The sequence below is a fragment of the Citrobacter sp. C5_2 genome, from assembly GCF_014596845.2.
GTDB classification, from domain to species: Bacteria; Pseudomonadota; Gammaproteobacteria; order Enterobacterales; family Enterobacteriaceae; genus Citrobacter; species Citrobacter werkmanii.
This window is the reverse complement of sequence record NZ_CP115032.1, coordinates 3,603,457-3,626,007: the sequence shown is the minus strand read 5'-3', so window position 1 is coordinate 3,626,007 and position 22,551 is coordinate 3,603,457. Positions and strand designations below refer to the sequence as shown.

General features: G+C 50.9%; 13 protein-coding genes. 9 read left to right on the top strand and 4 right to left on the bottom strand.

Annotation, left to right across the window (positions count from 1 at the left end; translation table 11 throughout):
• Positions 1 to 25 precede the first annotated feature (25 nt).
• From cusF to ICA20_RS17690, 3 genes are all read left to right on the top strand, one after another.
• Entirely contained in the window at positions 26 to 373 is a 348-nt protein-coding gene (gene cusF / locus ICA20_RS17700) for a cation efflux system protein CusF (protein ID WP_038638538.1), read from the top strand.
• 76 nt (positions 374 to 449) lie between these two features.
• A complete protein-coding gene (locus tag ICA20_RS17695; RefSeq protein WP_038638540.1) occupies positions 450 to 1,742 on the top strand; it encodes an efflux RND transporter periplasmic adaptor subunit in 1,293 nt (430 codons plus the stop codon).
• Between the two features lie 11 nt (positions 1,743 to 1,753).
• Positions 1,754 to 4,897, top strand: coding sequence for a CusA/CzcA family heavy metal efflux RND transporter (locus tag ICA20_RS17690; RefSeq protein ID WP_038638543.1), 3,144 nt, complete (start codon positions 1,754 to 1,756; stop codon positions 4,895 to 4,897).
• Between the two features lie 52 nt (positions 4,898 to 4,949).
• Here ICA20_RS17690 and rclR read toward each other — a convergent pair whose 3' ends face one another.
• Entirely contained in the window at positions 4,950 to 5,804 is an 855-nt protein-coding gene (gene rclR / locus ICA20_RS17685) for a reactive chlorine-specific transcriptional regulator RclR (protein ID WP_038638546.1), read from the bottom strand.
• A gap of 235 nt (positions 5,805 to 6,039) precedes the next feature.
• On the opposite strand from rclR, the gene rclA reads away from it, so the two are divergent.
• From rclA to ICA20_RS17655, 6 genes are all read left to right on the top strand, one after another.
• A complete protein-coding gene (gene rclA / locus ICA20_RS17680) occupies positions 6,040 to 7,365 on the top strand; it encodes a reactive chlorine resistance oxidoreductase RclA (RefSeq protein ID WP_038638549.1) in 1,326 nt (441 codons plus the stop codon).
• Positions 7,366 to 7,533: 168 nt separating this feature from the next.
• A complete protein-coding gene (gene rclB, locus ICA20_RS17675; RefSeq protein ID WP_038643060.1) occupies positions 7,534 to 7,764 on the top strand; it encodes a reactive chlorine resistance periplasmic protein RclB in 231 nt (76 codons plus the stop codon).
• Positions 7,765 to 7,775: 11 nt separating this feature from the next.
• Complete coding sequence (gene rclC, locus ICA20_RS17670; RefSeq protein WP_038638553.1) at positions 7,776 to 8,336, top strand: reactive chlorine resistance membrane protein RclC; 561 nt, start codon at positions 7,776 to 7,778, stop codon at positions 8,334 to 8,336.
• Positions 8,337 to 8,904: 568 nt separating this feature from the next.
• Positions 8,905 to 9,600, top strand: a complete 696-nt coding sequence (locus tag ICA20_RS17665) for a pilus assembly protein PilZ (protein ID WP_188245560.1) — start codon at positions 8,905 to 8,907, stop codon at positions 9,598 to 9,600.
• A 21-nt stretch (positions 9,601 to 9,621) separates the two neighbouring features.
• A complete protein-coding gene (locus tag ICA20_RS17660; protein ID WP_170973229.1) occupies positions 9,622 to 10,203 on the top strand; it encodes a LuxR family transcriptional regulator in 582 nt (193 codons plus the stop codon).
• 99 nt (positions 10,204 to 10,302) lie between these two features.
• Positions 10,303 to 11,070, top strand: coding sequence for an EAL domain-containing protein (locus tag ICA20_RS17655; RefSeq protein WP_038638561.1), 768 nt, complete (start codon positions 10,303 to 10,305; stop codon positions 11,068 to 11,070).
• 145 nt (positions 11,071 to 11,215) lie between these two features.
• On the opposite strand, the gene ICA20_RS17650 is transcribed toward ICA20_RS17655, so the two are convergent.
• The 3 genes from ICA20_RS17650 to ICA20_RS17640 all read right to left on the bottom strand — a co-directional run bounded on the left by ICA20_RS17650 (position 11,216) and on the right by ICA20_RS17640 (position 22,508).
• Positions 11,216 to 19,942 (bottom strand): autotransporter outer membrane beta-barrel domain-containing protein, encoded by an 8,727-nt coding sequence (locus ICA20_RS17650; RefSeq protein ID WP_188245561.1) that lies wholly within the window; start codon positions 19,940 to 19,942, stop codon positions 11,216 to 11,218.
• Between the two features lie 194 nt (positions 19,943 to 20,136).
• Positions 20,137 to 20,715, bottom strand: coding sequence for a LuxR C-terminal-related transcriptional regulator (locus ICA20_RS17645; protein WP_038638567.1), 579 nt, complete (start codon positions 20,713 to 20,715; stop codon positions 20,137 to 20,139).
• 617 nt (positions 20,716 to 21,332) lie between these two features.
• The gene (locus ICA20_RS17640) at positions 21,333 to 22,508 is read right to left on the bottom strand and encodes a DNA repair protein (protein ID WP_038638570.1); all 1,176 of its coding nucleotides are present in this window, start codon (positions 22,506 to 22,508) and stop codon (positions 21,333 to 21,335) included.
• Positions 22,509 to 22,551 lie beyond the last annotated feature (43 nt).

The window sequence follows — 22,551 nt, the reverse complement described above, 5'->3', positions numbered from 1 at the left end:
TATTAACTTTTCAGGAGCATCAACTATGAATACTACCGCCAAAGCCGTGCTGTTAAGCCTTTTCTCTGTGGTCATATTTAACGCTCAGGCCAATGAGCATCAACATGGCGAGATGATGAGTATGCAGCCGGCGGCTCAACAGGAACAACGCATTAGCGCGACTGGGGTGATTGAAGCTGTTGATATGGAAAGTAAAAAAGTCACGATTAAACATGATCCTATTCCGGCGGTGAACTGGCCGGCGATGACGATGCGTTTTACGCTGGGGGCCGACACCAGGGCTGACGATATTAAACCGGGCGATAAGGTCGCGTTTACGTTTGTTCAGCAGGGAAATCTCTCTGTGTTACGCGATATTCACATCAGTAAATAACGTTCTCGCTGGTCTCTTTAATTCTTGCCCGGGTTCTTGCGAGCGCGGGTGAGATTATCGCGCAATGGAAATCATTATGGCGTCTTTAAATATTAAAAATACCGCGCTTATTCTCGCTGGCATGATTGCAGGTGGGATTATTTCTGTCGGTGTTTATACTTATTATTCATCCGCAAAAGTATCGAGCGAAACCGGACCGGCTTCGCCAAAAGAAGCCAGAAAAGTTCTGTTCTGGTATGACCCCATGTATCCGAATACGCGTTTTGACAAGCCGGGCAAATCGCCGTTCATGGATATGGATTTAATCCCGAAATATGCCGATGAAGAGACCGCAAGCGCGTCAGCACCTGGCGTGCGCATCGATCCCACTCAGACCCAGAATCTGGGGCTAAAAACGGAACCCGTGCGTCGGGGACCACTGCACTATGCGCAAACTTTCCCGGCTAACGTGAGCTATAACGAATACCAGTTTGTTATTGTCCAGGCACGCTCCGCTGGCTTTATCGAGAAGGTTTACCCGCTCACTGTGGGTGACAAAATCAAGAAGGGTTCTCCGCTCATTGACCTGACGATTCCTGACTGGGTTGAGGCGCAGAGCGAATATTTGCTGCTGCGCGAGACCGGCGGCAGCGCGACGCAGGTGGAAGGGATTCTGGAGCGATTACGCCTTGCCGGTATGCCGGAAGCGGATATCCAGCGTTTAAAGTCGACGCGTAAAATTCAGACCCGCTTTACCCTGAAAGCCCCCATTGATGGGGTGATCACCGCATTCGATTTGCGTACCGGCATGAATATTTCTAAAGACAATGTGGTCGCGAAAATTCAGGGAATGGATCCGGTATGGGTCAGCGCGTCGGTCCCGGAATCTATTGCCTGGCTGATTAAAGATGCCTCGCAATTTCGCATCACTGTTCCTGCCTGGCCGGATAAGCCATTCACCATCAGTAAGTGGAGTATTTTGCCAAGCGTTGATGCTACCACGCGTACCCTCCAGCTGCGTTTGCAGGTTGATAACCCCGACGAAGCGCTCAAGCCTGGAATGAATGCATACCTGCAATTGAAAACGCAAAGCGAGCCGATGCTGCTGATCCCGTCTAAAGCGTTAATTGATACGGGTAGCGAACAGCGGGTGATTACCGTTGATCATGAAGGTCGATTTGTGCCGAAGCAGGTTGCTGTATTCCATGAGTCTCAGGGGCTGACGGCTATTCGCTCAGGCCTGACCGAAGGTGAAAAAGTGGTGTCCAGCGGCCTGTTCCTGATTGACTCCGAGGCGAATATTTCTGGCGCCCTTGACCGTATGCGCGCCCAGCACAGTGGTGCGCAAGACGCAGGCGCGATGCCAGCCCAGGCGACCCATTCACATTGAGGACATGATAAATGATTGAATGGATTATCCGCCGTTCAGTGGCAAACCGCTTCCTGGTGATGATGGGGGCGCTGTTTCTCAGCATTTGGGGAACCTGGACCATCATTAACACCCCGGTTGATGCGCTGCCCGATCTCTCTGATGTCCAGGTGATTGTCAAAACCAGCTACCCCGGACAGGCGCCGCAAATCGTCGAGAATCAGGTCACTTACCCCCTGACCACCACCATGCTGTCGGTACCGGGCGCGAAGACGGTGCGCGGCTTCTCGCAGTTTGGCGATTCCTATGTGTATGTCATTTTCGAGGATGGCACCGATCCTTACTGGGCACGCTCGCGCGTACTGGAATATCTCAACCAGGTGCAGGGAAAATTGCCGGCAGGCGTTAGTGCCGAAATGGGACCGGACGCCACGGGCGTCGGCTGGATCTTTGAATATGCGCTGGTGGATCGCAGCGGAAAACATGACCTCGCGGAATTACGTTCTCTTCAGGACTGGTTCTTAAAATATGAGTTAAAAACGATTCCTAACGTGGCGGAAGTGGCCTCGGTGGGCGGCGTGGTTAAACAGTACCAGGTGGTTATCGACCCGATGAAGCTGACGCAATATGGCATCAGCCTGGCGGAGGTGAAATCTGCGTTGGATACGTCAAATCAGGAAGCGGGCGGCTCGTCGGTGGAGATGGCTGAAGCCGAATATATGGTGCGCGCCAGTGGCTATCTGCAAACGCTTGATGATTTCAATAATATCGTCCTGAAAACCGGGGCCGACGGTGTACCGGTTTATCTGCGCGATGTGGCACGCGTTCAGATTGGACCGGAAATGCGCCGCGGGATCGCCGAGCTGAACGGCGAAGGCGAAGTGGCGGGCGGGGTGGTTATCCTGCGCTCCGGTAAAAATGCGCGTGAGGTGATCTCCGCCGTTAAAGCCAAACTCGACACCCTGAAAAGCAGCCTGCCGGAAGGCGTTGAGGTAGTTACAACATACGATCGCAGTCAGCTTATCGATCGCGCCATAGATAACCTGAGCTACAAGCTACTGGAGGAGTTTATCGTCGTTGCGCTGGTGTGCGCGCTATTCCTGTGGCATCTGCGTTCGGCATTGGTGGCGATTATTTCCCTGCCGTTGGGGCTGTGTATCGCGTTTATCGTGATGCATTTCCAGGGGCTGAACGCCAATATTATGTCGCTCGGGGGAATTGCCATTGCTGTCGGGGCGATGGTTGATGCGGCAATCGTGATGATTGAGAATGCCCATAAGCGACTGGAAGAGTGGGGGCATCAACATCCGGGTGAAACGCTGGATAATGCCACGCGCTGGAAGGTCATTACTGACGCCTCGGTGGAAGTCGGCCCGGCATTGTTCATCAGCCTGCTGATAATTACGTTGTCGTTTATCCCTATTTTCACCCTTGAAGGGCAGGAAGGGCGGCTGTTTGGTCCGCTGGCGTTCACCAAAACCTATGCTATGGCGGGCGCGGCATTTCTGGCTATTGTGGTTATTCCGATCCTGATGGGATTCTGGATCCGCGGAAAAATACCGGCGGAAAGCAGTAACCCGCTTAACCGCTTTCTGATCCGTATTTACCATCCGCTATTGCTGAAGGTGCTGCACTGGCCCAAAACCACCCTCCTGGTAGCGGTGCTGTCAATACTGACGGTTATCTACCCGCTGAATAAAGTCGGTGGTGAATTCCTGCCGCAGATTAACGAAGGCGATTTGCTGTATATGCCTTCGACACTACCGGGGATCTCGGCGGCGCAGGCGGCGGACATGCTGCAAAAAACCGATAAGCTGATCATGACCGTTCCTGAAGTGGCGCGCGTATTTGGTAAAACCGGTAAAGCGGAAACCGCAACTGATTCCGCACCGCTGGAAATGGTTGAAACGACGATCCAACTGAAGCCGCAGGATCAGTGGCGTCCGGGTATGACGATGGACAAAATCATCGCCGAGCTGGATAAAACCGTGCGCTTGCCGGGGCTGGCGAATCTGTGGGTGCCACCAATTCGTAACCGTATCGACATGCTCTCTACCGGGATAAAAAGCCCTATCGGGATTAAAGTGTCAGGTAACGTGCTGGCTGATATCGATGCGACGGCGGAACAAATTGAAGAGGTAGCCAGAACCGTGCCAGGCGTCGCCTCTGCGTTAGCTGAGCGTCTGGTAGGGGGACGCTATCTCAACGTGGATATTAATCGTGAGAAAGCGGCTCGTTATGGCATGACCGTTGGTGATGTACAGCTGTTTGTGACCTCCGCTGTGGGGGGCGCGATGGTGGGCGAAACGGTAGAAGGGATCGCGCGTTATCCTATCAACCTTCGCTATGCGCAGAGCTATCGCGACAGCCCGCAAGCGCTGCGTAATCTGCCCATTCTGACCCCCATGAAACAGCAAATCACGCTGGCTGATGTGGCGGATGTCACGGTCGTTTCTGGGCCGTCAATGTTAAAAACAGAAGATGCGCGACCCACCAGTTGGATTTACATCGATGCCCGCGATCGTGACATGGTTTCGGTGGTGAACGATCTGCAAAAAGCGATCGCGGAAAAGGTACAGTTAAAGCCGGGGACCAGCTTGGCGTTCTCCGGGCAGTTCGAACTGCTTGAACGCGCCAGCCATAAGCTCAAATTGATGGTGCCGATGACGCTGATGATTATCTTCGTCCTGCTTTATCTGGCTTTCCGTCGCTTTGGCGAAGCGCTGTTGATTATCACCAGCGTCCCCTTTGCCCTGGTAGGGGGCATCTGGTTCCTCTACTGGATGGGGTTCCATATGTCAGTCGCGACCGGAACCGGGTTTATTGCGTTGGCCGGCGTTGCCGCAGAGTTTGGCGTGGTGATGCTGATGTATCTGCGTCACGCCATTGAAGCAGAGCCAGCGCTGGAAAACCCGCAAACCTTTACGGCGGATAAACTGGATGAAGCGTTATATCACGGCGCTGTACTGCGCGTGCGCCCGAAAGCGATGACCGTGGCGGTGATTATCGCCGGTCTGTTGCCCATCTTGTGGGGGACGGGAGCCGGGTCAGAAGTGATGAGCCGCATAGCCGCGCCGATGATTGGCGGCATGATCACCGCGCCGCTGTTGTCGCTATTCATCATTCCGGCTGCGTATAAGCTGATGTGGCTGCACAGACATCGCAAGCAAAAGTAACCTTCTCAATCATACGCCTGTCTTCGGTTGGTACCCCGAAGCAGGCGTAGCGCTATGCTTCCAGCGCTTTCACGCGTTTGCGGTACTCGCCCGGCGTACAGCCGAATTCGCGTAGAAAGACTTTATAAAACGATGACTCGCTGGCGTAGCCCACCGATTCAGCTACCACAATCAATGGTTGCGATCCGCGTGACAACATCTGAGCGGCGAATTGCAGGCGCAAAGTGGTTAACACTGCCATCGGTGTGGAGTTTGACACTTCACGGAATAATTGCGCAAAGCTGGCCCGCGACATGTGTACGCGCTTCGCCAGCTCTTCGACGCTCCATGCAAAGGACGGTGATTCGAGCATCAAAAACACCACAGATCCGAGTTTGGGGTGCAGCAGTAAATTCAACACGTTTTGTGCGGGCGATGCTCTGGTTAACCACTCACGAACGGCTAAGGCGAACAGCGTGGCGCATTGTTGGCTGCATACAGCGCTGGAACCCGGCAGCCCACTAATGGATTCCTGTTGCAATAGCGCAATCACGGCCTTGAGCCAATGGCTGACGGGACTCTTTTCTTCAGGCGCCAGAATCAGTGCTTCCGGTAGCGCGGTTAAAAAATAGCGTGAGGTGGCGTGCAGTCGCAGGCTACCGCAAACGATATGCGTTTGTTCATCCCCGGACTGGCAAAGTCGATGGGCGGAGTTCTGCGGCAGGATAACAAGAGTCCCAGGCCGCAGGGTGAAAGATGTCCCGTCAGGCATGTCAAGTTGGGCTGCTCCCTGAGTGACTGTATGCCAGCGGATAACGGATAGCTCGCCCGCCGCATGCGGCAGTTGCCAGTTTCTGCTCAACAAACAGTTTTGATCGATCGAGCCTTGCGGATCGTTAAGCATGAGTAATCGACTAAGGGCATCCATGAAGACTCCTGGGCAGTTTTAATCACTATTGGTTTGGCGGAATTATCTCGTCAATTTTAAATTAAAGTAATACCTTCAAGGTGTTAATTTATTATGCTTATGTGTTTCATGAAAAGAGGTTAAAAGTGATTTAGACGATTTAACAGTAATAAGCGCGTTCTGGATACATTTCCCTTGTCTGGTTACCTCTATACTTCAGTTTAACAAATGAACAGTGACCAGGCGGAGAGAGAGCATGAATCAGTATCAGGCGATTATTATTGGATTTGGCAAAGCGGGTAAAACGCTGGCAGCTACCCTGGCAAAAACGGGCTGGCGGGTGGCGATTGTTGAACAGTCGAACACCATGTATGGCGGGACATGCATCAACATCGGCTGTATTCCAACCAAAACCCTGGTACATGACGCTGAACTTCAACATGATTTTGCTGCGGCGATGCAGCGCAAGGCTGCCGTTGTCAGTTTCCTGCGCGATAAAAACTTCCATAATCTGGCCGATCTGGAAAATGTCGATGTGATCGACGGTCGTGCTGAGTTTGTCGATAACCATACTGTGCGAGTCGTGCAGTCAACAGGCGCGATTGAGCTAAGCGGCGAGAAGATCTTTATTAATACCGGCGCGCAGTCAACGGTTCCAGACGTGGAAGGGTTAACCACCACACCGGGGGTGTTTGACAGCACCGGGCTGTTGAATTTGACGCAACGGCCTGAACGTCTGGGAATTTTGGGTGGCGGTTACATTGGTGTGGAGTTCGCATCAATGTTTGCCAACTTCGGCAGCAAAGTTACCCTTTATGAAGCCGCTCCGCTGTTTTTAGCCCGTGAAGATCGGGATATTGCCGAAACTATCGCCAGGATTTTACGCGACAAAGGCGTTGAGATTATCCTTAACGCCAACGTACAGGCGGTTTCGTCCGGGGACGGCGCGGTACAGGTGAAAATGCCGGGAGGCGTCCAGACCGTGGATGCGCTGCTGGTGGCATCGGGCCGCAAACCGGCGACCGAAAACCTGCAGTTGCAGAAAGCGGGTGTGGATGTAAACGACCGCGGTGCCATTATTGTGAATAAATATTTGCGTACCTCGGCAGATAATATTTGGGCAATGGGCGATGTTACCGGGGGGTTGCAGTTCACGTACATCTCACTGGATGACTTCCGCATTGTGCGTGACAACCTGTCAGGCGAGGGGAGACGTCACACCGGCGATCGTCAAAATGTACCGTATTCCGTCTTTATGACGCCGCCGCTTTCCCGCGTGGGGATGACCGAAGAACAGGCTCGCGCCAGCGGTGCTTCTGTGCAGGTAGTCACGCTGCCGGTCGCGGCGATTCCGCGTGCGCGAGTGATGGATGACACACGCGGCGTACTTAAAGCGGTGGTGGATAGTGAAACGAAACAGATATTAGGTGTTTCGCTATTATGTGTGGATTCACATGAGATGATTAATATCATCAAGACGGTTATGGATGCAGGATTACCCTATACAACCTTACGCGATCAAATATTTACCCATCCGAGTATGAGTGAATCATTAAACGATCTCTTTTCTCTCGTTAAATAATAAAAGCGTAGTCTGCATGTTTGCCCCACCCGTGTGGGGCTTTTTTTGTCTTTTTAACGGCTGGATACTCATTGACAGTTATTCTGGCGTCCTGGATGAAATAAAATAAATTGGCATGTTTTATTATATTGCCACTGAAATCACTGTTTAATGGAAATAGGAATGAACATGTTTAAAACTACGTTACTAATGACCGCGTTACTGACTGCACCGGTGACATTTTCCGCATTGGCGCAAACCGAAGTTGTCCATGTTAGCGTGTCTGCCATATCTGGTGCGCCTTCAGAGATAGAGGATGCTATTGCGAAACTGGCGCAGGAAAATAATGCAACGTCCTGGAAAATCACCTCAATGCGCATTGATGGCAGCACTCACGCAACGGCAATTTTATACAAGTGAGGACAGCCTGCATGGAAAAGTATCTGCGTTTACTCAGTAAGGGCGATAAAATTGGATTGACCTTAATTCGCCTGAGCATTGCAATTGTTTTTATCTGGATTGGGTTATTAAAATTTGTACCTTACGAAGCTGACAGTATTACGCCATTTGTTGCTAATAGCCCGGTAATGTCATTTTTTTATGAACATCCAGAAGAGTATAAGCAGCATTTAACCCACGAAGGTGAGTTTAAGCCACAGGAGCGTGAATGGCAGGCGGCGAATAATACCTATACATTCTCCAATGGTCTGGGCGTAGTCGAAGTTCTTATCGCTTTATTGGTGCTGGCAAATCCTGTTAGCCGTTGGTTGGGATTAATTGGCGGCATACTGGCATTTGCCACGCCGATTGTTACCTTATCCTTTTTGATTACCACACCAGAGGCATGGGTAATGCCGTTGGGCGATTTACATCATGGTTTTCCGTACTTGTCCGGGGCCGGGCGTCTGGTATTGAAAGACACGCTAATGCTGGCGGGAGCAGTGATGATCATCGCAGACTCATCTCGATCAATAATTAAGCAGCGGTATTGAATTTTTAACGTTGTACCCTCTGTAAGGTAGCAAGCCACTCTAGTTCTATTCGGTATTTGCCGGGCCAGCAGGATGCTGGCTTTTTTCTGACTTAAGGGAAATTTATTTAATATATAAAATGTAATTATTCACTTTATAACAATCACGCGTCAGGCTGTATTGGCAGTTAATGATATGAAGATGTAAGCATCATACGCACTGACGACAAAAGCGCGACAACCTGCGCATTGCCCAACCATCCCAACACCTTCATTTTTCTTTGTTTTTTTCTGTGCAATTCTTGCTATTTGTTATCTCAAAACAGCATCTTAAATAAAATTATTATTCATTTTTGTTATAGTTAATCCATAAGTTCGCGTGGTTTTAAGCGCGGCTTAAGCTAGAATTATCCTGATTAAATGTTTTTACGTATCAATAATTGGCTAAAGATAGTTAAAAACTTAATTTTTAACCAACTGTCTGACATGGAATCCACTATGGTAATTAAGCACCAGGGCGGATGCTGATCTCGCGTTTTTGGGTAACCAAAAGCGGGACATATCTTAAATATGGAAATAAGGGTTTTAGAATGAGCTTTGGATTAGCAAAGGACAACAAGTTTGAAATCATCGCTATCCTTCGTGAAGAGCTGCACAAGAAAACGAAACTGGAAGTCTTATGCGAAAACAGTAGCGTTATCACACAGCTAGAGAAGGTCGATTTCGAACGGTTTGTCATCTCCGGCCATGAAGAGATTGTGCCTGAAAAGGTCCAATACTTTATCCTGCACAGCGAAAGCGGGATTGTAAAATTTAGTGCCAGATTTGAACAAACCCCACCCGCAGGTGCGGAGGCAGGATTATCCTACCTCATCCCGGATATGATTTTCTTTGCCCAGCAGCGACAAAATCAGCGTTTTTCCTTCCTGAAAGGTTATGACTTTTTCTGTTTTGGTCGTTACAAAAACGGAGAAAACTACTCTTTCAGGATTAAAAACATCTCTCAGGGTGGCTGTGCGTTAATTGTTAAAGATGTAAATACCCGCTTTGTTTATAAAGATGCGGTAATTAAAAATGCCTCACTGGAGTTTGATACGTTTGGCAGTTTACAGCTGGATTTAAAAGTGATCGATGTCGTCACGATCAATGAGTTTGATGAGGATAATCAGTTGTACTCCTGTCATCAGATCTCGTGTAAGTTCGATTTTAAAAATCGTCGTGAAGAGGCTGAAGTCGAGAAAATTATTATCAAATTTTTTATGAGTAACAAGATCAGAAGCTTATAAGGAGCGGTAAACAGGATGTTGATGTGTGGCAATGATAATTTTGTGGGCAACGGTATGTTCGCCTACCTGACCAGCAAACATGTACCCGTACAAACATTCCAGTTTGAGGATATGTTGCATCAGTCATCATTATGTCAGCATCAAACCATGATTTTTAATATCATTAATAATGAACAACCGTGTTCAGACGTCGTACAGTTTCTGAATAAAAATCGATTCAAGTTCTATAATAACGTCGTAGTCATTGTAGCTGACAGTTTGGTGGCGAAATTATGCGTGGAGTTATTATATATTGAGAAAGCAATAGTGTTGACTGAGAAATCTTCACTGCGAGATTTCGGTCAATTAGCGACGTTGTCAGTCGGGAAATGGAATCCCCGGCTGTATCGTTCGCAGAAAAGGTTAACCGAAAGGGAACAGCAGATCCTGAGTTTGCTGGTAAGTGGCTATACCGCTAAAGAAATTTCTGAGTTAGTGAGCCTTAACTATAAAACCATTCAGGCTCATAAAATGCGCGTCGTCGCCAAGTTGGGACTGAACAATACTTCTGATTTAAATAAATTAATTGTCAGATTCACCCATCGGATGTCTTTTTTACCCTAGTCTGGTGATTCTTTTCTGATGTAAAACATATCATAGTAGATATAATTCGGGAGCGATGCTGACTGGTTTTAAATTTTATGATTTGTAGAGGTAGAGGGAATGTTTAATTCCAACGAGGTGCTCACCGCGCTTGAACAGGCATTGAATACCAGTCAGTTTTATATGGTTTATCAGCCCATTTTTAATTTGCATACTCAGCAAATTAGCGGATTTGAAGCATTAATGCGTTGGAACAGCCCTCAGATGGGGATGATCTCTCCCGATATTTTTATTACGTTATTGGAAGACAGTGGCAATATCATTTCAATTGAAGACATGGTTACCCACACCCCCTGGGATGTGGCGACGTCCTGGCCCGATCCTCTTGTATTATCAATCAATATTTCCGCACTTGAATTTTGTGACCCTCTCTTACCGCAACGCGTCAGACGTAATCTCACCCTCTGTGGACTACCGCCTTATCGATGCCAAATTGAGGTTACGGAAACGTCACCACTGCGCGACAGCCAGATAGCGGTTAACAATATGCTGGAGCTAAAGGAGATCGGGGTTAAACTCGCTCTTGATGATTTTGGTACCGGTCACGCAAATCTTAATTATCTGCTGAAGTATCCTTTTGATACCCTAAAAATTGATAAGGAATTTGTTGCTGGCATTGAGCCCGATACCCGATCGACAAAGATTGTTGAGGGCATTATTTCACTGGCGCACAATTTTGGTATTGAAGTTCTTGCTGAAGGGGTGGAAACCCAGTCCCAACTGGACCGTTTAACGCAGATTGGTTGTGACAAAATTCAGGGCTTTTTCATTTCTCCGCCGGTGTTAGCAGAAGAAATCCCGTTACTCCTGACGCAGTATAATCATTAATCCCACCTTTTTACGTTTCCCAAACCCTTGATTGTTCTGCGTTGTCGTTAAGTTCGTAGGACTGATAAGCGTAGCGTATCAGGCAGCCCTGAAAGGCAAAAAAAAAGCCCCCTGCAGAACAGAGGGCTGGTGAGTTTATGACTGCTTAGAACGATTTCTTAAAGCCAATGGAAGCATTGATCGGTGCTTCAATTTGCGACTTACTGCCACCGTTGCTGAATTGCGTACCCAGTTCACCGTAGACCTGCACGTTTCTGTCGATTGACCAGGACAGACCGGCCGCAACTTCGGTGCTGGAGTACTGCTGTGAGGATTCGAGCGTGGTGGTGGCGACCGCATTGCTAAAGTGCGTTTTGTCTTTTGAACCCAGACCCTGCCAGACGTTTACCCTGCCGTACGGCTGGAATTTGCCATGGTTGGTGTCATAGTCAGCAACCAGACGTACGCCCAGACGGGCGGTAAAGGAATCAGCGGTATCCATTTTCACTTTCGTTTGGGTCACACCATCAAGCCGACCATTATCAAAATCGCTGTATTGGTAGATTAACTGAGCCTGAGGTTCCAGACTCCAGGCGCTTGAACCCAGACGGAACGATTTACCCACCTCCGTTGACGCCGTCAGCGTGTTGCCTTTGACGGTATAAGAACCGTTATTCCCGGTCGCCGCCAGGCGAGATTTATGGTTACTGTACTGCAGGACGTTATCAACATACATCCCGTCGCCCGAGAACCAGGTGGCGTAACCGCCGACGTAAAACGCATTGTCGTCGATGTTTCCGCCTTTGCCGTCGCTACCCGTCTTCGTGCCTTTCACATTGCTGTCGATATCAAGGATGCTGGTATACATCCCGGCTTTCCAGCTTTCGTTAGCATACATATCGACGCCGACCTGGATCCCCATGGTATGGGAGCTGGTTTGCGTCCCGGCCGCATCGTCCAGTTTGGTTTTACCGGAGTAACCAAGCATTCTTGCCCAGGCGCGATTATCTTCATCAATGCCCGGTTTAACCTCGTCGCCCATACGTTGGTGCATGTTACCCAGCAGACTAATGTCACCCTGACGCACGACGCTGGCAAGGCCTGAATACAGCATGGTTTCCGGACGATATTCGCTTCTCAGATACCAGTTTTCCCCCTGACCCTGAGCATTGCCCGCATGCAGTTGGTACTCAAACGCGCCTGCTGCCATACGATCGGCGGCCAGGTGGAAGGCGTCGCGCGACGTTTGCGCGGTGGTGGTAGCGCCATTGAGGGCCGTGACCACCTCGATACCATCCCCGACGGTCGGTGCGCCGAGGCCAGAACCATCAACGTCCAGCAGCGTACTCCCGCTGGCTTTACCGCCATCAATAATCAGACGGTCGGCAATACCTGCACCGCTACCATTCTGAATGGCCGCCATGTTGATGATCCCTTTTTCGCCGACGTAATCCCCTTTGACGGTTAACGTTGTGCCAGTCTGCTGGCCGATGAGCGAGACATCACCGCCGTTGCTCAGACCTGCGACGGTCTGGTTGTATCCCTGCGTGTTCAACATGGTGTCAGCGACAACGTAGTGGTGTGACGCGCTACTCAGGGTGTTGGTATTACCCGCCTGCAGTACGCCGTTGGCAATCAACGTTGCGCCGCTGTAGCTGTTTTCACCTTGCAGTTCCGTAATACCGCTGCCGGTCTGGTGCAACTGGCCTTTACCGCTGATATTGCCCGTTAACGCCAGGGTATCCGCGCGATCAACCTTGAGTACGCCGTTATCAACGATATCTCCCTGAATGCTGCCGATGTTACCGCCATTACCCAGCTGTAAAACGCCTTGTTCGATGGTAGTGCCCCCGGTGTAGGTATTATCCAGCGTCAGGGTGAGGGAGCCTTTACCGGTTTTGGTCAGATGACCATTACCTTCGACTTCCGTCAGCAGGGAAACGTTATGTCCGTTGGTATCGAATGTCCCGCCACCGGATTCCAGCGTCACCTGACGGGCGGTATCAAATGCTTCGCCATACTTCAGCGTACCGCCGTTGAAGGTAATACCCGTCTCCGGCGCGCCAAGGTTGGTATCACCCGCCACCTGCAACGTACCTGAGGTGATGGTGGTTCCACCGCTGTAGGTGTTGTCGCCAGTGAGGATCAGCGTACCGAGATCGCCTTTATTCAGGCCGCCGGTACCGCGGATCACGCTGTCGATAGTTGCGGTGTAGTTTGCGCCGTCTACCGTGCCATCGCCGACGCGAATCAGCGTGTTCGCTGTGTCGGTGGTAATGGCCTCACCACCCACGCGATAGCCATCGGTGGCGAACTGTGCGCCGCCGATAATACCGTTCCCGCCGAGCGTCGCGCCGGATTTAACCGTTACCTGACCGGTCGCGGCAGACTGGTTGCCGTTGACCAGCAGCACGCCCTCATTGACGTCTGTGGTGCCGGTGTAAGTGTTATCGCCTGTCAGCGTTAAGGTGCCGTCACCGATTTTCACCAGGCTACCGTCGTTACCGCTGATAATGCCGCTGATGGTGTCATCAAGTTGCAGATTCCCCAGCGACAATGCTTTATTGCCCAATTCGACATTCCCCGCGCCGGACAACGAGCCGATAGAGGTTGCGCTGTCGACCGCGCTGATATCGACCTTACCGCCCACCAGGTTTTTAACGACGGTATTTTCCGCCATCGCCAGGTCGGCAAAGGTCATTAGTCCGCTGTTATTCACGCTGGCATTGCCGCCGCTGGCATTCTCTTCCAGAGCCAGCGTACTGTCTTTTGCCACGTTAACCGTCGCGTTGCCTGCGGTGGCGTTGTCGGTTAACAGCGCTTTTGCAGCGCCAGTCAGGTTGAGTTTGGCGCTTGCTGCGGTGACATTATCCGCCAGCGTTAACAGGCTGTCGGCGATGTTCATGGTCAGGGATTTCAGACTGGTCTCTGTCCCGCTGACATTGAGCGTCGCCCCCTTATTGACGTTCACGGTGCTGCTTTCATTGCTACCAAAGACCCCGGTTTTGCTGACGTTGACCGTGACATTGTTGGCATTACCCGTACCGGCGATTTCGGTATCGCCTTTGTAGCTGTTGGCGCGATCGAGCGACAAGGTGCTGCCCGCATCGCTTGAGCTGCTGGTGACTTTCAGTTTACCGTCGCCGGTAATCTCACCGGCTGGCGTGAAGTGGCGCGAATTGAGGTCAAACACCGCCGCGTTATCACTCGCTCCCAGCTCGATAGTGCGATTGCTGGTCAGGTCCGCACCCATCTGCAGGGTGGAGCCGTTGTTAATAACCAGATCGGTTCCGCTTTGGCCGAGGTTGCTGTCAGAGGAAATCTGCAACGTACCGCCATCAATGCGCGTGCCGCCGCGATACTCGTTATCACCGCTGAGGATCAGACGACCAGGGTCGGTTTTCACCAGCGTCAGTTTGTCAGTCGTGCTGGCTTCGCGGATCACCGACTCAATGGCCGTGGTATAGTTTTGACCCGCGCCACCGGCGCCAACGCGCAGCAGCAGTTCACCGGTGCCTGGCGTCTGGCCTGCATGGGTCGCGTTTTCTGTGGTGGCATACGCGTTAAGCGCATCACCTTTAACGATATAGCCATCGGCGTCAAACTGTGCCCCGGAGAAATTAACTTCGCCCGCGGCGTTATCCACGGTAACAGTTCCGCCTTTGGTGGTGAAGACGGCAAAGGATTTCTGCGCCCAGGGGGCGTTACCTTCACCGGTTGCCGTGGTCCAGTTGTTATCGCCCTGATGGCCAATCGCCATCCATTTACCATCGCCGCCGTCAATTTTGCTGTCGCCTTCAATGCCCGACGCGCCGTGGCTCTGGTTCACGTCGGCACCGTCCCAGAACTGCAGGGTAACGCCGTTGGCGTTCACCAGGTTGACCTGTTTGTCGATTGAGGTCTGGACAAAAATATTGCTCTTATCCTGGCTGTCCGGTATTACGCCCAGCTCCAGCGTCTGGTTATTCAGCGTGCCGCCGTAGTTATAGATACGATATACGCCCGGTCCGAAGTTCCCACCCTGTGAGGTGGTAACATCCAGGGTTCCGTCAAGCTGCAAATCGCCTGCGACGTTCACCAGATCGTTCAGCGCACCGCCTGGCGTATGAGCGTTGCCCAGTTCGAAAGCGGAGGTCGTTTTGCTGCCAAGCTGCAGATTACCGTTAATGGTGAGCGTACCCGCACCGCCATCACCCGCGCTGAGGGTGGTGGCATCGTTCATCAATACATTGCCGCCGATAATGCCATTCCCACCAAGTGTGGATGTGCCGCTGACGGTCGTTGCGCCGCGCGCCGCGCTTTGATCGCCATTCACCAGCAGCGTACCGTTGGTGACGGTGGTATCGCCGGTATAGGTGTTATTGCCGTTCAGACGGGTAATGCCGCCGCCGATTTGTTGCAGCGCGCCGATGCCAGAGATCACCCCGTTGAGCAGGACGTTGTTGGCGCGGTTGATCGCCAGCACGCCGTTGTCGATGATGTCAGATACGGCGCTAACTTCGCCTTCATTGCCGCCGTCACCCAACTGCAACTTACCGGTTTGATCAATGGTGGTAGAGCCGGTGTAGCTGTTGTTGGCGGTAAACACCGTGGTGCCGCCCGCCGCACGTTCAAATTTCCCGTCGCCGCTGATGATGCCACGATAGATCTGCGCCGCTGACGCATCTCCCAGGGTATCGAAGATAACCCTGCTGCCTGCGCCCTGGGTCGTCACATCGTAATCGCCAATGCTGGCGGCAGTACTGGTCGGCTCAACGTGATCGCCGGTGCGCAGCGTTGCGCCATTGTTTACGGCAAGGGTTTTGCTCGCCAGACTCAGGTTTTCAACGATGCGTACATCCGCGTTTGATCCGCTGATGGTCAGGGAATCCCAGCCGGTGCCAATGTTGGTGCCGGTATTCAGGTTGTCGCTGGCAAGCGTGCCAATCTTCGCATCTTGCGTATTGGTGAAGGTGAGGGCATTGCCCGTACCCGCAGCGGTAATGATGTGGCGCGTTTTTTCCAGTATTACATTGCCGATGTTGGCTTTATTGTTGCCGCCAGTGCCAGCGAAATTCACTTCGCCCGCATAGGAACCGCTGCGCCAGTTGAAGGTATCTCTGCCTTCGCCGGTATTGATTACGCCGCTGGTGATACCGCCGCTGATATCAATGGTGTCATTGCCTTTACCAGACTGAATAGCCACCGCCGTGTCGTTGATGGCCTGAAGGGTACCGGTATTGGTGATTTTTTTCTTGCTGTCGCCGCTGGCGTCAATCACCGGTGAGGTCGTGCTGGCAGAAATAATCTTCCCGCTGTTGGTCAATGCGCTGACGTTTTTCGCGATGATCGCAGAACCGCCTGCGCTGTTGTGTACGTTGATGTCGGCACTGGTCGTGACCTGGCCATCCGTGTTGGCGCGGATACCGCTACCTTCGCTGTTTCGCACTTCAACGGTATAGCCTTTGCCGATGGTCAGATCGCCCGTCACCGCGTCGCCATTGCGCTGCTCAAAGGCGAAACCGGTACCTTTACCGTTGACGTTGAGGATGTTGTTCAGGCCATCGTTCATGGTCAGCGCGACGCTGGTGCGGATCCCTGGACCATCGTTGGAATCGATAGTGACATCACGCAGTGTGATATTGGTGTTGTTGGCATCGTTTTGAATACCGGCACCAGTACCCTCAGCGCGAATCATCACGCTTTGCGCGGCCAGCGCGCCTGCGCCCTCGGCCAGACGAATACCGTCAGCAGATCCATTAGTGGTAATGCTGTCGCCAGTTTTACCGTTGATCAGCAGACTGGCCCCCTGGGTCAGCAGAACGCCAGCAGTACCATCATCAACCTGAATTTTGCCCAGCTTACTAATCTGCGCGTTATAGCCTGAGGCGCGTACGCCGATGCCGTTGCTGACATGCAGGGCGCTGGAGGAGTTATTGGTTAAGTTCCCGCCTTGTTGCACATCAACGCCGATGCTGTCGACGCTGGCCAGATCGATGATCGCTTTGGTATCGAGGAGCAGGTTGCCCAGATTTCTCGCCACATAGGCAATAACCTTGTTGCCGCTGGCTTCAGAGGTAATCTTCGCGTTTGAGGTGAGGGTGGTGCTCGTGGCATTCCCCTGCGTGTCGCCATTCAATTGATGTGCCTGACCATCCACCACCCCGGCAACGGTGCTTTCACCGGTTAAATTGATGGTGGTTTTATCGCTGATGGTACCGTTGGCGCCGCCTTCGATGACCAGCGCTGCGGAGTTGGTGCCCTTAACGGTAAACGTCGCTTCCCCGGTATCTACGCTACTGCCTGCGCCGGTGGCGAGCACGCCAACAGAATTGTTGCCGCTGAGCGTCAGATTCAGGTCAGAAGTAGACTGATCTTTCGGGTTAGTCGTATTACCGGCCAACAATGCGCCATTGGCGATACGGAAAATAGTGGTGCGATCCTGGCCGTTGTCATTCATCACCGCCTGCCCAATATTGGCGGTCGCGCCTTTACCATACAGGTAATAACCAATCTGATCGGTGTTGTTGAACGCCGGGCTACTCAGACTATCGACGTTAGCGATGGCGTTATCACGCACGTGTACGCCGATGTTACCTGCCTGATTCAGGGTGATATCAGAATAGACATTGACCGTTGCCTGACCGTTGGTGCCGCCTTCTGCCCAAATAGCATAGTTTCGGTTACCGACGCCGCCGTCACCGTCTACTACGATAGAACCAGAAGCGCTGGTGGTGACTTCGGCATTTTTCTTATTGGCGCTGACGTGGATCCCGACGTTATTGTTGCCATTAACGTTAATTTTGCCGTCATTTCTAATGATCTGACCATTCTCTGCGCCACTGTCACGCACAGTGATGCCGTAGTTCTTGCTGGTGCCTCCACGGCCATCGCCATTGATTGCGATAGTGCCGGTATTCAGCACATTACCTGTTGCATTGCCGATCAGGATCCCGGCGGCGTTACGTATGCCGACGCCAAGGGTGATGAGACCGTTGTTAATCACCTCTTTGGCGCTTTTGGTCATGATACCGGCGCTTGGGCTGGAACCGCCTGGCAGTATGGCATCCTGGGAGGAGTTATTTGCATCGCGGCCAAGGTAAATAGAGGCATTCTGGGTGTTGGTAAATGTGGCGTTGTCGGCGACTTCTACGCCAAAGGCGGTGCCGTTACCAAAGGGGGTATTGTTTTTGTGTCCGTTGACGATATTGATATCGCCGTTATTAGTGCCTTGCGCGTCGTTGGACAACTGCATACCAATGGCCAGCGTCAACGAAGTCTCGGGATCGTCTTTACTCCAGGGATCGGCAGCAGAAGCGGTACCGAAGTTATCGGTAGTAATCGCCTGGTTGATTGTGCCTTCGTTGGTAATTACGCTGGCGCCTTGCCCCTGCATGCCAAATGCACCGTAGCTGTTGACGTTTTGGTTACCGTCCTTATCAATAAACAGCCCGGCGTTAATCGTTCCGTGGTTGGTTGCCGTCGCATCTTTCGCCAGCATGCCAATTGCCAGGCTCTGGCCGGTAGAGGTACGCAATGCGTTCAGTTCGCCCAGGTTAGTGATAACCCCGCCGTCAATGGCTTTCATCACGCCATTAATACTGCCGTCTACGGCGATCATCGCATCTTTATTCAACGTACCGGCGGTACCTGCGCCGTTGGCATAGATAGCGTGTAGCTCACCGCGTTCGGCGGTCGTGTTATTGCTATGCGACTCGCCATCGGTCCAGACGTCGTAATCCCAGGAGATAACATCAGATGACTTACCTGAAGTCAGTAAGTCATCTATCAGCTCAGCATACTTCGCTTGCGCGGCGGAGACGGTTGTGATTTGACTGTCTTCAACATCCAGCCACAACTGGATCTGACTGACTTTTTGTCCATCCGGTTTTTGCGCGGCATCATCGCTTTCGCCTAACAACCAGCTATTGAACTCAGCCAGTTCCGCAGCCGTGGTAATTGAGAACGTTTTTTCCCCCGTTTCGATCACCTCGCCAGCGTCGTTATAGCCATACGTCATCAGCGTTACATCGCCGCCAAATACGGAGGTCGTCCTGGAACCGTTAAACGTTTTGGTTGGAATAACGGGGGCGGCGTTAAATTTGATGTAGTTATCGGATTGCCAGTTCACCTGGCTGTTGGCGCCTTGCGCTTCCAGCAGCGAGGAATCTTTAGCCAGTAATTCGATGGTATTGGCTTTGTCACGTACATGAAGCGTATCGTTGCCAATATTCAGATTGGCCGTGGCGCCATTGGTCGCCAACGCGATGCCAAATTGCTTATAGATTTGCGTTTGTTGCGCATCATACGTATTTAAAACAGCATCGCCGATTTGTGATTCAGTGATAAACCCGGCTAACGCGCTGGTATCAAAAACTTTAATGGTTTCTGGCTCTCCTGGGAGCGCCGGATCAAAAATATCAAAGTCCGTACTTTGCGAAGGCTTCGCTGACTGGGTATGAGTCAGGTATTCTGCCAGCTCTTCCTCCGTAGAGATTGTTTTTACGCTCTGGTCAGGGCTGGTAGCCTTAAGCGTGATTTTGCCGGTTTGCAGCAGCTCCCGGATAGTCGTTGACTCAACAACGCCGCTTTGGCCTGGGGTAATCGTCGGGATCGCGCCGCTGATATTGAGCGCCTGACCAGTGGTATTATCTTCATATAAGAAGCCGTAGTTATGAATTCCCTCATAAACGCCAGCGGAAATTCCTCGCTGGTAGTCAGTAGAAATATTATGATCGCCGATATCAATAATCGGATCAGCCGAGGCCATCATCGACGCTCCGCTTAATGCGCCAGCAGCGAGGACGGCGACAGTTTTACGTGAACTACTTTTTTTCTTGCCTTTAGTTAATTCAGAAACGACCACCCAGATGCCGAGCGCCGCGTTCCAAATAATGCTGTAAACTTTGTTCATATATAACCCTCGTCTACATTCCTGTTATGTATGTGTTAATACGTTGAGTTGTTGGCTATGATTGGCCCGCGGATGCGCTACCCGGCATATTGATTTTTGGGAATAGGGCTCCCTTCCGAGCGTTGCGGAATTAAAAATGAGCCGAAAGGAAAGAGTTAAATAATAACCGTGATAATTGTCCTTAAATAAGTCAGTTACGGCTGGCTATAGTGGGAAATGGTGTACTTGAGCCGGGTGTTATTTTTGCCGAGCTTTCTGGCAATGTTGCTTTTGTACGCCCCGATGGTTTTTTCACTTTTTTGTGACGCCCCGGCGATTTGTGCCAATGACCAACCCCGGGCAAGCATCATCATGACATTGAATTCGTTTGCGGTAATTTTAGTATGTAGTGCGTTGATATTATTTTGTTTTTTATTCTGTATGATACGTGTAACGGCATGCAGTAGCCGATCGAGACTGGCATCTTGATCGAGTAATTGCATGTTCTTCCCGCAAACGGTTTGAAAAAGAGAAAAGGTGGCTTCATCTGCCAAAACAATAATTTTTGTGGCAGGGCGGATAGCCATGCTGCGGATAATCCTGGCATATTTTAAAAAATCTGATTTGTCAGGATTAATAATGATGTAATCCGTGCCATCTGGCAGGAACTTGATTGCTGAAAACGTCTGAGAGGAGTGGTATGTAATATCAATATATAATGATGAACCACGTAGAATTTCTCGCATGCCTAGCCAGGGATAAAGTGAATCACCCAAAAAAATAGCCTTAGACATTACGATCTCCTTGAAATTTTAATGCAAGCAGTCGCCTCTTTTTTCTGGCTGAAAAAAGAGTTTCTTGCGACGCGTGGAATGTTAATTAAATCTCGTATAACGTTCTTTGGCTTGAACGTATCCTTATTTATTGCCGATTCAACAGATATTTTCTGTATTTATTTGAAGCATTAACTATTCTGAAAGTAGATATTACACTTTGTTAAAATTTAAGATAAATCGTTTATATCACCTCTGAGCAGATGATTGATAGATTTCGCTTATGGATCACCACAAGAATGGGCCCACCTTTTCCATAAAGGCAGGATATTCCTGGGATTATTGACGGCGATTTATTTAAAAATGATTATATTTCAAAGGAATGCCAGCTTGTGATGATGGACTGGTTGGTGGGTAGGAGAATTCTTAATTAAGATTAGGAAGCAGGGACGGGTGGGAACAGTGAAGATGGGAATATCGCCAAATTTACATTAAGCATCTAAAAATGTTTGAATTTAAGACTATTTAGCCAATTAAACAAACATTTATAGTTTTTTATTCTGAGTTGGTCTTTTTGTGCTTTATTTGAGCATGTTGCTTGCCGTTGTCATTTTATCTGCTCACTTCGCTGCTCGCGCTCAGCCCGCTAACAGCTCCTGCTCGACCTGGTGCACCTGTTGTTCCAGCGAGTTGCGGATTTCCGTCAGCGCCCGTTGTTGGTCAGAGAAGTAAGCCTCTTTATCGGTCACGGAGGAAGCAAGGCGCCAGGCGTTTTCCGCCTCTAGTTCGGTAATCTCTTTCAGCAGTGCGTTAATTTGTTCTCTGAGCTGCTGTATTTTGCTGCGTAAATGCTGCAGATCGTTCAATCGGTCGCTCGCCATCATCGGTTCGAGACCACTTTGTAACTGGGTCAGTAACGCCCGTACGGCGGCAAGGTCGGCATTTTGGCGCGCCTGGTTAAGCTGTACCATCATCTGATGCGCTTTCTCTTTCAGATCATCCGCCACTACGTCCGGGTGGCAAAGACGACTGGCTTGCCGCCACAGGCGCTTTAGCTCGCTACGCTCATCGGGAGAAAGTCGTTGATCGCGGGTAAAACGATGCTGTGCGTCCTGCTGCTGCTCCTGATATTCATCATATTCATGACTGGCCTCTTCTTGTGCCTGGCGAGTCGCGCTGTCGTCCTGGCGAGAAAAGTCGTTTTCCAGTTCACGAATCTCCGCCAGCAGGGCGGTGATCAGCTCCGTTTGTTGCTGAATGCGTTGCCGGGTTTCGACAGATTCGCGCGAATCTGAGTGCTGGTTCATCCATTGCTGCTTGAGTCTGGCCAACTGCTCAACGGCCTGGGAAATATAGTGCTGACAGGATTGATAGTCTTTTTCCCGGCGTTTTCGCTCCGCTTCCTGCTTACGTTGCGCGCTGGCGGCTAGTTGCTTACGCAGCTCAAGGATGCGGCTCATCAACGGCCCAAGACGAAGATGGTATAGATCGTTGAAATCATCGAGGATTTGAATGCGCGTGTTGCGCTTATCAATCAGGTCACGCAATTGTGTTTCAAGCGCTTTCAGTTCGAGTTTACTCGCCGCAATCGCAGGATCCTGCCACGTAGAGACTGCCCGCTGAGATTGCAGCCAGGCGGTGATTTCACGCAGAGCATCGCTAAAGCGCCGGGCTTCGATCGCCTGCACGATGGTGCCTGGCACGACTGACAAAGGCTCATTTTTCAGATGCGCCACCTGTTGGAAAATAATCTCCTCATCTTCCAGTTCAATAGCGCTTTTGACGATTTCCAATCGTTTGATGATCTTATTCATGACAGTCGTTGCCTGGCCTGGCTTAAAAATGAGTGACTGAAAT

Coding starts and splice junctions, on each gene's coding strand:
- ICA20_RS17640 (WP_038638570.1), bottom strand. CDS start 22,508: ATGAATAAGATCATCAAACGATTGGAAATCGTCAAAAGCGCTATTGAA.
- ICA20_RS17690 (WP_038638543.1), top strand. CDS start 1,754: ATGATTGAATGGATTATCCGCCGTTCAGTGGCAAACCGCTTCCTGGTG.
- cusF (WP_038638538.1), top strand. CDS start 26: ATGAATACTACCGCCAAAGCCGTGCTGTTAAGCCTTTTCTCTGTGGTC.
- ICA20_RS17665 (WP_188245560.1), top strand. CDS start 8,905: ATGAGCTTTGGATTAGCAAAGGACAACAAGTTTGAAATCATCGCTATC.
- rclR (WP_038638546.1), bottom strand. CDS start 5,804: ATGGATGCCCTTAGTCGATTACTCATGCTTAACGATCCGCAAGGCTCG.
- rclC (WP_038638553.1), top strand. CDS start 7,776: ATGGAAAAGTATCTGCGTTTACTCAGTAAGGGCGATAAAATTGGATTG.
- rclB (WP_038643060.1), top strand. CDS start 7,534: ATGTTTAAAACTACGTTACTAATGACCGCGTTACTGACTGCACCGGTG.
- ICA20_RS17650 (WP_188245561.1), bottom strand. CDS start 19,942: ATGAACAAAGTTTACAGCATTATTTGGAACGCGGCGCTCGGCATCTGG.
- rclA (WP_038638549.1), top strand. CDS start 6,040: ATGAATCAGTATCAGGCGATTATTATTGGATTTGGCAAAGCGGGTAAA.
- ICA20_RS17655 (WP_038638561.1), top strand. CDS start 10,303: ATGTTTAATTCCAACGAGGTGCTCACCGCGCTTGAACAGGCATTGAAT.
- ICA20_RS17660 (WP_170973229.1), top strand. CDS start 9,622: ATGTGTGGCAATGATAATTTTGTGGGCAACGGTATGTTCGCCTACCTG.
- ICA20_RS17695 (WP_038638540.1), top strand. CDS start 450: ATGGCGTCTTTAAATATTAAAAATACCGCGCTTATTCTCGCTGGCATG.
- ICA20_RS17645 (WP_038638567.1), bottom strand. CDS start 20,715: ATGTCTAAGGCTATTTTTTTGGGTGATTCACTTTATCCCTGGCTAGGC.